Source organism: Hydrogenophaga sp. (genome assembly GCF_026125825.1).
Classification (GTDB): domain Bacteria; phylum Pseudomonadota; class Gammaproteobacteria; order Burkholderiales; family Burkholderiaceae_C; genus Hydrogenophaga.
The window spans coordinates 41,324-54,650 of the sequence record NZ_JAHCKK010000020.1 but is presented as its reverse complement, the minus strand read 5'-3'; the positions used below and the strand labels follow the sequence as shown (position 1 = coordinate 54,650).

The following is a 13,327-nucleotide window of genomic DNA, read 5'->3' as shown; positions in this document are numbered from 1 at the left end:
GCCAGGGCCGCGGCCTGGTCCAGCGGCCCGCTGCCGCCGGCCACGCCCGCGGCTTCGGCCACGGCCGGCGTGGGCGGTGCGCTCATGGCGCCCGGCTTGTCCAGGCCCATTTCATCGATCACGCGCTCGGCCAGGCTGCGGCTCTTGAGCAGCTCCACCTGGGTGCGCAGCTGCAGTTGATCCGACAGCGGGCCCTCTTCCACCTCGACCTCGGTGTTGAAGCCCACCACCTTCTGCGCCGCGCGGTCGATCTGCAGCATGGCCGAACTCTCGTACTGCGGCGTGAGGCTCAGCGTGTAAGCCCCGGCCGCCAGGGTGCACAGGGCGGCGACGCCCAGGATGCTGCCCTTGCGCCGCGCCAGCGCGCGATAGAGGGTCTTGAAGTCGATGCGCTCTTCCGTCAGTGCAATGGCTTCGCCGCGCGCCTGCCTCCGCTCGGCGCGGGGCGCCTCGTGGTGCAGGCTCATCGCGTCCCTCGGATCGGGCACGGCGGGCATGGGGTGGGGATGGTGGTTCATGGCGGGGCTCCCGTCATTTGAAGGGGTTGAGCGTGCTCAGGATGTCGCTGAAAAGCGAGTCCCTCAGAGCGGTTCGCCGGGCGTTGCGCTGGACCACGATCACGTCGTCCGAGCGGATGTTCGGGTCTTTTTCCTGGCCCGCGCGCACTTTGTCGAGGTCGTAGGTGAACTGTTCGCGTGCGCCGCCGCTGCCGTGGCGGTAGACAACGATCTGGTTGATGTCGGCATAGGGCGCGAAGCCGCCCGAGAGGGCCAGGGCGCGCAGCAGCGTGAGCTGGCCCGTCACCGGGTAGATGCCCGGGCGGATCACCGCGCCTTCGATGGCGACGCGCTGCGTGGTGAATTCCTTGATGAAGAGCGAGACCTGCGGGTCCTGCAGGTACTTCTCCTGGTAGCGCTGGGCGATCAGCCGCTCAGCGGCCTGGGCCGTGAGCCCGGCCACCGGCACCTGGCCGATGAGCGGCAGCGACACCTCGCCCGAGGCGTTCACGCGCACATCGCGCTTCATGTCGGGCACGCCGAACACGTCGAACGCCATCAGGTCGTTGGGGGCGATGCGGTAGTTCGCGTCCACGCCCTCGGCGGGCGAGGGCGTCGGCCGCAGGCCTGCTCCGTCGGCGTCCAGCGGCGCGCTGGCCGGCACGGCCTGGGGGGCTTGCGCCGCCGTGGGTGTCTGTGGCTGGGCCTGCAGCGGCCACGCCGCCGCGAGGGCCAGCGTGGCGATGGTCCGTGCAAGCCAGGGCCTGCGGGTCATGAAGAGCTGGTGGCACATCGCGTTTCCCCTTTCTGGCCCAGGGCCAGCAATTGCATTTCAAAGCGGCGCAGGACTTCGTCCCGGCTCAACTCGGCCTCGGCGTAGCGTCGGCCGTTGGCGCCCCACCTGGCGCGGCGCGCCGGGTCGGCCGCCATCGCGCGCAGTGCATCGGCCATCGCGGCCGGGTCCTCGGGCGGGACCACGAGGCCGCAGGCCGCGTCCTGCTCCACCACGCGGCACAGCTCGGTGCCGGGCTGGGCGGTGGCGAGCACGGCGCGGCCGCTGGCCAGCATGCCGGTGAGCTTGGAGGGCATCACCAGGTCGGCCGCATCGGCGCGCTGGGGCAGCAGGTGAACGTCGGCCAGGCCCAGCCACTCGTTGAGCCGCTCCAGCGGCTGCAGGTCCAGGAAGCGCACATGCGGCAGGCCCGCGCAGCGCGCCTGCAGATCAGCGCGCCCCGAGCCGTTGCCGCCGAGCACCAGCTGGATGCGCGGCTCGTCCCGCAGCAGGCGCCCCACCTCGGCGAGGACCTCCAGGCCCTGCTTGTTGCCCATGTTGCCGGAGTACAGGGCCACCACGGCGTCGCTCGCCAGGCCCAGCTCGGCGCGGTAGGCGCTGGGCGTGGTCAGCGGCGCGATGCCGCTGATGTCCACCCAGTTCGGGACGTGGACGATGCGCTCGGCCGCCACGCCCTTGCTCCGCGCGCGCTCGACCATGCGCCCGGAGATGGTGGACACGCGGTCGAAGCGGCGCATCAGCCAGCGCTCGGCCTGCTCGACCCAGCGGCGCAGCGCGGGGCCCCGGATGAGGCCGAGGTCGAACGCGGCGTCCACCTCGTAATCCTGAACGTGCAGCCAGCTCCGGGCGCCGCGCAGCGTCGCGAAGGCCGCCGCCGCGGGCGCGCACATCAGGGCCGGCTCCACCACCCAGACCACGTCGGGCTTCCAGCGCCATTGCGCGCACAGCACCGGCAGGCTGGACAGCGCGAAACTGCCCAGGTGCAGCAGCCGCTTGAGGCCGCCGGGCTGCCGGGGCACCCACAACGGCGTTCGCATCACCCGCACGCCTTGCCACGTCTCGCTGCGGTAGTGGCGCGCGCTGTGGCCCTCGCCCACCTTCCAGGCCGGGTAGTAGGGCGGTGCGGTGATCACGCGCACCTCGTGCCCCGCAGCGGCCAGCCACTGCGCCATCTCGCCGGTGTACTTGCCGATGCCGGTGAGCTCGGGTGCGAAGTTGATGCCGTAGACAAGCAGCTTCACGGCCGCCCCCTGGTTTTCGCCGCCGGGGCGGGCGTGGCCGCATCGCCCACGAAGGTGCGCACACCCATGAATTTCATCTGGTAGTGGCTGACGTTCTTGTGGCTTTGCGCGGAGATGATCAGGTAGAAGTTCTGGCGCCGGGCGATCTCGGGCACGTAAGGAGGCCCCGCCTCCAGCACCTGCTGGCCGTTGAGCCACCAGCGCACGGTGAGCGTGTCGGGCGAGTAGGAGACGCCGAAGACATTGGGCTGCGTGCGGTCCAGCGGCACCTTCGACGTCGGGTTGGGGTTCTGGATCTTCTTGTAGTTCGGGTAGATGCCGGTCCAGGAAATGGCCGTGTGGTGGCCGCCCGGCCCGAAGCCGCCTTCGTCGATGTCCAGCTCGAACCAGCGCTCGAAGCTCTTCGGGTCGCCTTCGTACACGTCCTCCATGCGAGGGTTGTGCTCGATCGGCATGAGCCAGATGGCCGGGAAGTTGTCGCGGTGGTTGGACGAGATCGCGACCTGCGCTTCGATGTAGAACGGGCGGTCGCCGCGCAACAAGGGGAACTGGCCCGGGTGCGAGGTCATCTTCGCGGTCGCCATCACGCCGCCGCGCTGCAGGATCACGCCGTCGTCGGCCTGCTCGTAGAGGCTCTGGTCCTTCGGCGGCGTGAAGTACAGGCCGTTGTAGTACTTGCGCCCGTCGGCCCGCCCCGTGAAGTCCACGTCATCGACCCGGGGGCAATCGCGGAACAGCGCCTGCACCGCGCCCACCTGCGTGGCGCCAGGCGGAGTCGAGGCGTCCTGGCAGATCAGCGCGCCGTTGGCGTGCGCCCAGGCGGGCCACGCCACACACAGGGCGGCGATGAAGGGGGACGGGGTGGGGAGGTGCATGCCGGTCCTTTTCACAGTCGGGGGGCGAGCCGGTTGTCGCGGACGTCCGGGGTCGCCACGGCCTCGCTCTGGGCCACCAGCCGGTGACCGGTGAGCCGGCTCAGTTCGGCGCAGATGGCGGCCTTGTCGTGCAGGTGGGCCACGGCCCGCTCCAGCTCCATCACCTTGGCGCCCACCAGGAAGCGGTACCAGCCACCTTGCAGGAAGTGGTAGACCAGGCCGCTGCGGCCGTCCAGGAAACCCAGCTGGATGACGTAGCGCCAGAGGAAATACAGCGGGGCGCTGACGGTGAAGGGAATGCGGTTGTAGAGGCGCTCCTTGACCCGGCGCTTGAACGAGGCCTGGAAGGATGCGCTGTGCGCGTTGAGCGCTTCGTCGCGCGCGAACAGGCCCAGCCGCTGGTTGAGCACCTCGATGGCTTCGCGCGTGGCGTACTTGTTGTGCTTGTCGGTGAAGTAGCTCAGGTCGTGCAGGTTGTGGTCGGCAAAGCCACCGTCGAAGGTGACGGTGCGCCCGCCCCAGACCACCACGTGCTCGTCCATCCAGCGGTCTTCCACGCGGCCATGGCCGTGCCGCCAGAGCCGCAGCATCACCAGGGGGTAGCGCCCGCCGTGGCGAACCCAGCGGCCCATGAAGATGTGCTTGCGCTTGAGTTTCACGCCCACCACATCGGCCGGCAGTTGCGGCAGCCGGTCGGCGATCGCCTGCGCGAGGTCGGGCTCGATGATTTCGTCGGCGTCCAGGCGCAGCACCCACTCGCCGCGGATGTCGAGGCTGTCCAGCGCCCACTGGAACTGCCGGGCCTGGTTGACAAAGGCGTGCGTGTGGACCTCGGCACCGAGCCGCCGCGCGATCTCGGCGGTGCCATCGGTCGAGCCGGAGTCCACCACCAGGATCTGCCGCGCGAACGGCTGGATGGAGCGGATCGCGCGTTCGAGGTGGATGGCCTCGTTGTAGGTCAGGATGATGGCGGTGATGCTCATCGCGTGCTCCTCATGCGTGAAGGGTGGCGATCTCCGCCGCGGGCCTGCGCGGCGAGAAAGCCACCTTGGTGTCGGGTGCGAGGGGCTCGCCGAAGGCGATCATCATGATCAGCCGCTCGCCCGCGGGGATGCCGCCGGCGCGGCGGATCGCGTCCTCGGTCTTGTGGTCGATCGCCAGGTTGAGCGGGCAGGCGCCCCAGCCCATCGAGCGGCAGGCGAACATCAGGCACATCGCGAACAGCGCCCCGTCGACATAGGCCTGGTTGCGCTGCCCGGGGCCGCCCCAGGCGCAGATCTCCGAGCTCACCACGAACAGGTTGCCGACCGATTCGGCAAAGCCGCGCGAGCCGCCCTGCAAGGCCAGCAGTGCCTGGATGCGTTGGCGGTCCTGGTAGGCGTGCACCCGGGAGGACTGGCGGTTGCACTGCGAGGGCGCGAGCTGCGCGAGTGCGATGGCCTCGTAGACGCGCTCGGGGGGCAGCGGGGTGGGCCGCAGCGTGCGGATGCTCGAGCGGCTGGCCATCAACTGCTGCAGGCTGTTCAGGGGCTGGCCCTGGAAGGAATAGTCGCGCGTGCCGCCCTTCCAGGGCCTGGGCAGCCGGGCTTCCCAGGCCTTGAGGTACACCGAGATCTCGTCGAGCAGCGGGTCGCTCAGGCCCGCCCTGGTGTGGAAGTTCAGATAGGCGTCCAGCGCGCCCAGCGACATGTGGGCGGGGATCGGCGAGTGCCCGATGTCGTAGCGCGAGAGCGCGGCCATGACGAAGCGGACCTTGTCCTTGCCGAACATCGGCTTGGGGTCCGGCAGGGACAAGCCCTTCTCGATCGTGTGGGCCTCGATGATGATCTTGTAGAACGCGCGCCGGGACGGGTCCACGAAGGGCGAATACGAGTTGAAGCGCAGGAACAGCACGGCGTCGCGAAAGGCTTCGCTGAAGATGCCGGCGACCTTGAGCATTTTGCTAAGCATGGCGGCGCTCCTTCACCACGCGGTCCTTGATCCTGCGGCACGGATGGCCGGCGCAGACCGACCACGCCGGCATCTCCTTGACGACCACCGACCGCGCCCCGATCACGGCGCCTTCGCGGATCACCACGTTCGGATGCACGAAGCACTCGGCCGCGATCCACACGTGGTCCTCGATCACGATGGGGCCGGTGATCAGCGGGCGCGACAACGACCCGATGTCGTGCGAACCCGCGCAGAGGAAGGTGCGCTGGCTGACCGCGACCTTGGAGCCGATGGTGATGCGGTCCATGCTGTAGCAGTCCACGCCATCGCCCAGGGCGACGTACTCGCCCATCACCAGGTTCCACGGTGCCCAGATGCGGCAGGACGGCGCGATGCGGCAGCCGGTGCCCACCCGCGCCCCGAACGAGCGCAGCAGGAAGCGCCGCCATCCATGCAGGGCCCAGCGTGGCGTGGGCCGAAACGCCAGCAGCCACACCAGCTCCCATGCCCAGCGCCGCAGCTTGGCCGTGGCGGTGAATCCGTTGCGGTACCGCAGCGAGCCGAAATCGTTCACGGGGTTCATGGCGCCACCGCCTGCAGTTGCCCGCTGAGAAATTCGTTGCCCGCCTGCCGCAGGTCCGCCAGGCGCAGGTCCACGGCGGCCCAGTCGATCGGCGTGGCCATCAGGGCGTCGGTGCGCTGCGCCGAGAACGAGGGGGCAAAGCGGCTTTCCAGGCCCACGGTGCGCAGCAGGTGGATGGCGCGCGCATTGGCGCTGGCCTTGTCGCCGGTCAGCCCGGCCACGATGAAGGGCTTCTTGAACAGCAGGGCGAACACGGTGCCGTGGAAAGAGTTGGTCACGACGAAACGGGCGTTCTTCACCAGCGCCACCCATTCGGCCGGATCGGGGTAGACCGTCTGGCCGATCTCGATCCAGCGCCGGTGCGGGTTGTGCGGCGAGAGGATCGGGCAGCCCAGCTGGCTGGCCACGAACTCGGCCGTCTGGCGGATGTTGTCGGGCGAGCGCAGCCCATAGCAGAAGAGGTACGGCTCGGCATCGGGGTCGCTGGGCGTCGGATCGGTCAGTTCCGCGTAGCTGTTGAGCAGCAGGGTCGGGTCGGGCACGTTGGCGGGCCGCTGCCCGGTGCTGCGCTCGACCAGCGCGACGCCAGAGGCTTCGCGCACCGAGATCGCGTCGAAGTGGTGCAGCAGCCCGGGCAGCTGCGCGGCCTCTTCCGGGGACACGAGGTCCCGGCCGAAACTGGCGGCGTACGAGATCTTGCGGGCCGGGAACGACTGCGCGAAGGCCAGGAAGTAGTTCGGGTCGAAGCCGAAATGCTGGGACGGGCTCCAGATCTGGTCGCTGCCCGCCACGATGAGGTCGTAGGCCTGCGCCGCGGCGAGCGAGGCGCTGTTGTCCGCGGGCGCGGCATCGCCGGGGATGCCCAGGAAGTGTTCGCGAAAGCGCACAAACTTCTCCCGCTGGCCCCGATGGCCGAAATGCCGGTGCAGGAACGAGGACACCGCCAGGTAGATGACCTTCAGGTTGGCCTTGAGCCTGGCGGGCGACGTGGGCAGGCAGAGCCGGCCACCCTGCTCGATGTGCGCGGGCCGGTAGTCGATGAAGCTGGCGCGGTGGCCGCGCTCCGTCAGCCAGCGGCGCAAGGCGTAGGCCTGCAGCGCGGCACCGTAATTGTCGCTGAAATGGAAGGTGAGAATGCCGATGTTCATCGCTGGGACACCTCCGGTTGCCAGGGCAGGCTGGCCGGCGCATCGGCCAGCCGCTGCAGGACGTTGTTCTGAAAGCGCGCGGCCACCGCGGGGCCACCCAGGCGGGCCGACTCGGTGGCCGCCAGCGCCGCGCGGTTCCACTGGAAGTCCTCGCAGAAGCGCTTGAGGCAGTCCCGCAGCGCCGGGACGCTGCCGGCCTCGAACACATAGCCGTTGCGGCCGTTCTCGATCAGGTCGCTGGCGCCGCAGCGGCTGCTGCAGATGACCGGGGTGCCGACCATCAGGGCTTCGTTGACCACCGCGCCCCAGCCGTCGAAGCGGCTGGGCAGCACCAGCACGTCGGCGGCGGCCATGGCCGCCACGGTCTGGGCGTTGGGCATGCCCGGTGAGAAGTCCACCCGCTCGGCCACGCCCAGGCGGTGCGCGAGTTGCTGCAGCGCCTGCGCCTGTGCGCCCTGGCCGATGACGCGCAGCCGCGCCGAGGACGCGCCGAGCTGGCTGAACGCCTGCAGCAGCACATCGACCTGCTTTCGAGGGATCAGCTGGCCCACGTACAGGATCTCGATGTGGCCGCGCTGCACAGGCGCAGGGGGCACCGGCGTGCGGTCCACCACATGCATGAAAGGCAGGATGCGCGCCGCGGGGTAGCCGCAGGCCGAGAAAAAGCGCGCGCCCCCGTGCCGGCCGGAATGCCCGATGCAGAACACGCCGTCGAGGTGGCGCCGGTAGCGAAGCGCGTCCCAGGTGTAGGCCAGCCAGCGGGGCAGCAGGCGCGCGCCCGGCTCGAAGCGGTTCTCGGTCATCAGGAAGCGGTGCACCGGCGCGCCCAGGCTGGCCTGGAAGGCAGCCCGCGGCAGCGCGAAACCGCGCAGACCGAAAAACACCTGCACCGAACCGGGCAGCGCGGCGAGCTGGGCGATCTGCGCCGGCCCGGGCGCCAGGTGCACCTGGACCCGGCCGGTGTCGGGCAGCGGGTAGCCGCGATCGCGGTAGTAGGCGGGCAGGTCCTGGGTCACGCACCAGTGCACGGTGTTGCCAGGCAGCTCGGCCAGGGCGCGGATGTACGCGGCCTGGTGGAACATCAGATAGGAATGCCAGAAGACGTAGGTCATGGAGGGGATCCCGCGGGATGGCCCAGGCCGCGGCCGGGCGTGGGAGGAACGCTGGCGGCGCGCAGCCGGGGCGGGCCCAGGTTCAGGCGCAGCAGCAACAGCAGGATGAGCAGCGAGAACGGGTTGCCGACCGCGATCAGGTAGCGGTTGAAGACCGACTGGACCAGCGCGAACAGCAGCATCAGGCCGCTGAGGAAGAGCAGCGGGTTCATCGTGCCCGCCTCGAAGCCGCGGCGCAGGGCGCGCCAGGCGGTGAACAGGAAGGCCAGGGCGATCAGCAGGCCCAGCACCACGCCATGCTCGAGCGCCAGGTTGATGTAGGAGCTCTCCACCGGAAAGCCGATCACCTCCGGGCCGGCGGCGCGCACGCCGCGGCCGGTGAAGAACAGCACGGGGTCGGAGAACACGAGTTCGATGCCTTCGCGCCACAGGTCTTCGCGACCCGTCGCGCCCGAGGCCGTGCCGCGCGTGGGCGAGTCCAGGTCGAGGATGGTGCTCAGGTAAGCGGCGATGGAGCCGGCCTTGGCCAGGCCGATGGCCAGCGCGCCGATGGCCGCCAGGCCCAGGGCGGTGCGCGCGCGGCGCGAACCGCGCCAGGCGATGAGCGTCACGGCGACGGCACCGGTGACCCCCAGGGCGAGCAGGCTGGCGCGCGCGGAGGCGGCCAGCACCATGCTCAGGCACAGGCCGGACATCACCAGCGCGAACAGCTTCTGGTGGGGGCGCTGGCTGCCCAGGAAGTGCTGGAAAAACAGCAGGCTGCCCCCGCCGTACACCAGGCCGGCGAGGTTGGGGTGCATGCCCAGCGGCGTGAATCGCACCAGCCCCACGCTGCGCTCGACCGTGCCCACCACCGAGGTGAGGTAGTCGGCCGGCTGCACCAGCAGCACCGAGGCGATGAGGGCGATGTAGGTGCGCCGGAACATCCGCTCGATGTCGTTCACCCAGGGTTGGCGCGCCAGCACCGAGGCCGCCACCAGCACCATGAGGAACATGGCGCCGTAGGCCACGGACAGGGCGTTCTCGCGCGCGAAGGCCACCAGCATGGCGAACACGAAGGCGCCGCCCACGATGTACTCGGGGGTGCTGAGCTCGATGCGGCGCGTGTCGCCCGCCAGCAGGGCCAGCCCGCCGGCACCGATGAACAGCGCCACCGAGCCCATCTGCACCGCCTGGAACGCCGGGCCTTCCACGTACCAGCCGCCCAGGTAGACGGCCAGGCCGAGCAGCCACAGCGAGAGCAGGCGCAGCAGCGGGTTCATGGCGCGGGGGCGCGCTTGAACGCGCCATGCAAGGCCGACATGGCGGGCAGCCACTGGGCCGACGCGGTGATGTGGCGCAGCTCGTCGAGGGTGCGGATCAGGCGCTGCGGCTCGCGGGTGGAGATCAGCAGCCGGCTCTCGAAGCGCGCCAGCGCGTAGGCCAGGGCGAGCGATCCGGTGGCGCTGGCCGGGTCGGTGCCTGCGGGCAGCAGGCTGGCCAGCCGGGCCTTGAGCTGGGGGTCGCGCTCCATCGCGGGCCCGATGGACGGCGCGACGAAGCGCAGCGCGCCGTGCAGCACGTCGGCGGGCGCGACCGGCGTCCATTCCGCGCCCGGTGCCGGGCTGCGGTACTGCGACACGGCACCGAAGCGCACGAGCTGGTTCATCGGCTCGCCGGTGGAGCTGCCGTAGGCGCCCAGCCGGCCTTGCTCGATGCAGCGATCGAGCAGCTCCTGCAAGGGGGCCAGCGTGTCATCGGCCTGAGCCTCGTGCAGCAGCAGGCAGTCCACGCGCTCGCGCCGCAACTGCCGCAGGCTGGTCTCGAAGGACCGGGCGATGAAGCCGGCGTCGAAGTTGCCGGCCGGCGCGCGCAGGGCCATGCCCCTGAGCACGGCCTGGCGCAGCCCGGGCACCCATCGGGCCATGGGCTTGACCACGGCGCGCGCCTTCTGCAGCAGGCCGGGCGAGGCCGGGCGCGCCAGCCCGGCCTTGGTCGCCACGATCACGTTTTCCTGCCGGCCCTCCAGGGCCTCGCCCAGCACGGATTCGGACGCGCCAAGCCCGTACGGCGGCGCGGTGTCGAAGTAGCGGATGCCCTGGTCCAGCGCGGCGTGGATCAGGCGCAGGGAGGTGGCTTTGTCGGCGCCGCCGTTGAGGCGGCCGCAACCGAAGCCCAGTCGGTGGGTCATCAGGTCGTTGGCGGTCATGTTCATGCGGTGGCCTCCGGGCGCAGCCGCTCGGCCAGCCGGGCCGTCAGCGCCATGGCGGTGAAGGTGGGGTTGGCGTAGCTGGAGGTGCGGAACACCGCGGCTCCGGCCACGTAGAGGTTGTCGGTGCCGAACACGCGCAGCCCGCTGTCGACCACGCCGTCGCGCGGGTGGTGGCCCATGCGGGCACCGCCGCACTGGTGGTAGGTGTCGGTGGCGTGGTCCAGCGCGCGCGCGTCTTCATTGGCGAGCAGCGCATCGATCTCCACCCGCGCCAGCCCGGCGGCCTGCAGGCTGTCGCCGATGCGGCGCATGAACCCGGCCATGGCGCGCAGCTCGGGCAGTCCGCCGATGCGCCAGTCCAGCGCGGCCAGCGGCATGCCGAAGCGGTCCTTGCGTTGCGCGTCGAGCGTGATGCGGCTGTCCGGGCGCGGCAGCTGCTCGGCGTGCATGACGAGCCAGACCCCTCGGTCGGCCGGGTTGTGGATGCGGTGGTGCCGCAGGTACTGCACGATCATCGGCAGCCAGGCGCTGCCCATGCCGCGCAGGTGGCGCAGCAGTTCGCCCAGGCCCTGGCGCGGCAGCGCGCCGCGCCTGAGCGAGCGGGCCATCACCTTGAGGTGCTGCAGGTGCTCGCCCATGCTGGACTCGAACGCGAAGTAGCCGGTGACCTGCAGCGCCGGGTCGGCGGCGAGGGCGCCCGCGCCGGCGCTGGCCAGCCGCAGCTTGGGCTGGTATTTGTGGCCGCCGAGCACGATGTTCTGGAAGGTGCGCAGGAAGCGGGGCTTGTCCAGCAGGTGCACCCGGCCGCCGCGCATCTCCAGATGGTCCTGGAAGCCCGCGCCCACCCAGGGGTTGCCGATCCAGGGGGCCTGGGGTTGTTCGGCCGCGCAGGCCAGCAGCAGGCGGGCGATCTCGATCGTGCCGTTGGCCAGCACGACGCGCTGGCCGGCGATGGCGGTGAGGCTGCCATCGGGCCGCGCCACGCGCACGGTGCTCACGCGCTCGCCATCGGGCGAGAGGTCCAGGCCCGTGACGTGGGCGTGCAGCAGCACGGTCAGCTTCGGCGCGTGCTGCAGGCGCTCGCGGAAGTGGCGCGCCATGGCCGGCTCCTTGAGCCAGCGCGTGAGAAACAGCGTGAAGCCGGGGATGTCCGGGTACGCGTCGCCGAAGAGCTTGCGCGCCTGGGGCGAGCCTTCGTCGAGCGCGTCGGCCAGGCGCAGTTCCCGGGCCACGGCCTCGTACCAGGGCAACAGCTCTTCATAGGTGATGGGCCAGGGCGCGTCCGACACGCCCGCACGGGCCTCGAAGTCCGACGGCACGAAGCCGGTGAGCTGGCCGCCCCAGAGGTTGGAGGTGCCCCCCAGCGCGCGCCCCCGCGCCAGCGCAATGCCGCTGTGCGCGCGGCCGACCACGGTGGCGTCGTTGAGCGCCTGGGCCGGGGTTTCGAAGCCACCACCGCCGCTCTCCAGCACCATCACGCGCTGGCCCTGGCGCTCCAGCAGCACGGCCAGCAACAAAGCGACCGTGCCCCCGCCGACGATGACGACGTCCTGCGCGGTCTCCGGTGCCGGGGTGTTCTGCAGGTCGATGATCATGCGGTGGCTCCCGTGGCCTGCGCGCCTTCGAGCCGGTGCTGCCGGTGCAGCCGGCGCACCGCGCGCGTGGCGGTGAGCCAGACCAGGGCCTCGCCCAGCACCATGGCGGCGACCACGCCCGTCATGCCCGCGCTGCGCCAGACCAGCCAGGCCACCACCAGCGAGGCCACGGCGGCGATCAGGCTTTGCGCGGCCAGGCCACCATGGCGGTTGATGGACATGAGCACCACGCGCGGCACCTGGGTGGCCGAGCACACGGCCGCATAGAGCAGGAACAGCGCCATGGTGATGGCGGTGAAGGGAATCTGGCCGTGCGTCCAGACCTCGAGCAGCCAGGGCGAGGCCAGGTACACGAGCAGCGCGCCCGCCGCGGCGATGAGCAGGCCCAGGTGCTTGGCGCGGCGGTAGAGCTTCCAGAAGGCGTGGTCGTCCTGCCGGCCTTTGAGGGCCGTGAGTTCGGGCCAGAGCGGGTTGCTCAGCGCGTTGGTCACCTGCACCACGACCCGGGCGATGGTGCGGTAGGTGTTGAACACGGCGGTGGCGGCGGGGCCGAGCGTGGCCGCCACCAGCAGGGTGAAGCCTTGCAGGCTCAGTGCGTTGGTCATGGAAATCGAGAAGAACAGCGCGCCCGGTGCGGCGGTCTGGCGCACGTCGGCCCAGCTGGCTCGCGCCACGCCCCAGCGCAGGAAGTCGGTGCGCCGCTGGCTCAGCGCGATGCTCAGCACCGTGTAGCCCAGCCGGGCCAGCAAGGCGGCGCTGGCCACGCCGATGAAGGTCTGCGTGAGCACCAGGCCGGCCAGGCCACCGGCCCATTCGACCAGGCGCCCGGTGGTGACGAGGTAGGTGCCGGCGGCGTAACCACCGGTGGCCTTGTAGACCACCTCGGCCAGGCTGCAGAACAGGCCGAGCACCACGCTGATGGAGAGCAGCATGAGCACGGCCTTCCAGTGCGGCGCCTGCAAGGTGGCGTCGGGCAGCAGCCACAGCGCGCCGCCGACCACGATCAGGGCCAGCAGCGACACCGTCAGCAGGAAGGCCACGGCGCTCTCGAACACCTCGGCCGCGCGCGCCGGGCGGCCCTGCGCGATGAGCCCGATCATCCGGTTGCACGACGCGGTGGAGATGCCCGCGTCGGCCATCGACAGGTAGAAGGGCAAGGCCGTCAGTGCCAGCCAGTAGCCATAGGTGGCCATGTCCCAGTGGTGCAGGAAGACCGGCAGGGCCACCAGTTGCGTGCCGATGCTCACCACCTGCGCGTAACCGTACGCGCCCGCGCCCGACGCCATGCGGCGGGCGATGGAGGCATGGCCGGTGGGGGAGGTGCGCAGCGGGGTGGACATGGGTATCGGCGCCGGTGGGG

At 70.8% G+C, this 13,327-nt stretch carries 13 protein-coding genes; all 13 read right to left on the bottom strand.

From position 1 onward, the window contains the following. A partial coding sequence (locus tag KIT86_RS09625) for a Wzz/FepE/Etk N-terminal domain-containing protein (protein ID WP_297397685.1) occupies positions 1-518 on the bottom strand: 518 nt, incomplete at its 3' end. Positions 519-531: 13 nt separating this feature from the next. Beyond that, on the bottom strand, positions 532-1,290 hold the full coding sequence (locus KIT86_RS09620; protein WP_297397683.1) for a polysaccharide biosynthesis/export family protein: 759 nt from the start codon (positions 1,288-1,290) through the stop codon (positions 532-534). Next, on the bottom strand, positions 1,269-2,531 hold the full coding sequence (locus KIT86_RS09615) for a glycosyltransferase WbuB (RefSeq protein WP_297397681.1): 1,263 nt from the start codon (positions 2,529-2,531) through the stop codon (positions 1,269-1,271). The genes KIT86_RS09620 and KIT86_RS09615 overlap by 22 nt, the downstream gene beginning before the upstream one ends. After that, on the bottom strand, positions 2,528-3,406 hold the full coding sequence (locus KIT86_RS09610; RefSeq protein ID WP_297397679.1) for a hypothetical protein: 879 nt from the start codon (positions 3,404-3,406) through the stop codon (positions 2,528-2,530). The genes KIT86_RS09615 and KIT86_RS09610 overlap by 4 nt, the downstream gene beginning before the upstream one ends. Positions 3,407-3,417: 11 nt before the next feature. Beyond that, positions 3,418-4,389 (bottom strand): glycosyltransferase family 2 protein, encoded by a 972-nt coding sequence (locus KIT86_RS09605; protein WP_297397677.1) that lies wholly within the window; start codon positions 4,387-4,389, stop codon positions 3,418-3,420. Positions 4,390-4,399: 10 nt separating this feature from the next. Continuing rightward, positions 4,400-5,356 carry a nitroreductase family protein gene (locus KIT86_RS09600; RefSeq protein ID WP_297397674.1) on the bottom strand — a complete coding sequence of 319 codons (957 nt, stop codon included), beginning with the start codon at positions 5,354-5,356 and terminating at the stop codon, positions 4,400-4,402. Further along, a complete protein-coding gene (locus KIT86_RS09595) occupies positions 5,349-5,921 on the bottom strand; it encodes a putative colanic acid biosynthesis acetyltransferase (protein ID WP_297397672.1) in 573 nt (190 codons plus the stop codon). The genes KIT86_RS09600 and KIT86_RS09595 overlap by 8 nt, the downstream gene beginning before the upstream one ends. Continuing rightward, on the bottom strand, positions 5,918-7,069 hold the full coding sequence (locus KIT86_RS09590) for a polysaccharide pyruvyl transferase family protein (protein ID WP_297397670.1): 1,152 nt from the start codon (positions 7,067-7,069) through the stop codon (positions 5,918-5,920). The genes KIT86_RS09595 and KIT86_RS09590 overlap by 4 nt, the downstream gene beginning before the upstream one ends. Further along, positions 7,066-8,181, bottom strand: coding sequence for a glycosyltransferase family 4 protein (locus tag KIT86_RS09585; protein ID WP_297397668.1), 1,116 nt, complete (start codon positions 8,179-8,181; stop codon positions 7,066-7,068). The genes KIT86_RS09590 and KIT86_RS09585 overlap by 4 nt, the downstream gene beginning before the upstream one ends. Next, on the bottom strand, positions 8,178-9,443 hold the full coding sequence (locus tag KIT86_RS09580) for a hypothetical protein (protein ID WP_297397666.1): 1,266 nt from the start codon (positions 9,441-9,443) through the stop codon (positions 8,178-8,180). Before KIT86_RS09580 ends, KIT86_RS09585 begins: the two co-directional genes overlap by 4 nt. Next, entirely contained in the window at positions 9,440-10,375 is a 936-nt protein-coding gene (locus KIT86_RS09575; RefSeq protein ID WP_297397664.1) for an aldo/keto reductase, read from the bottom strand. Before KIT86_RS09575 ends, KIT86_RS09580 begins: the two co-directional genes overlap by 4 nt. Then, the gene (locus tag KIT86_RS09570) at positions 10,372-11,967 is read right to left on the bottom strand and encodes a GMC family oxidoreductase (protein ID WP_297397662.1); all 1,596 of its coding nucleotides are present in this window, start codon (positions 11,965-11,967) and stop codon (positions 10,372-10,374) included. The genes KIT86_RS09575 and KIT86_RS09570 overlap by 4 nt, the downstream gene beginning before the upstream one ends. Then, positions 11,964-13,307 (bottom strand): lipopolysaccharide biosynthesis protein, encoded by a 1,344-nt coding sequence (locus KIT86_RS09565; protein WP_297397660.1) that lies wholly within the window; start codon positions 13,305-13,307, stop codon positions 11,964-11,966. Before KIT86_RS09565 ends, KIT86_RS09570 begins: the two co-directional genes overlap by 4 nt. Positions 13,308-13,327 lie beyond the last annotated feature (20 nt).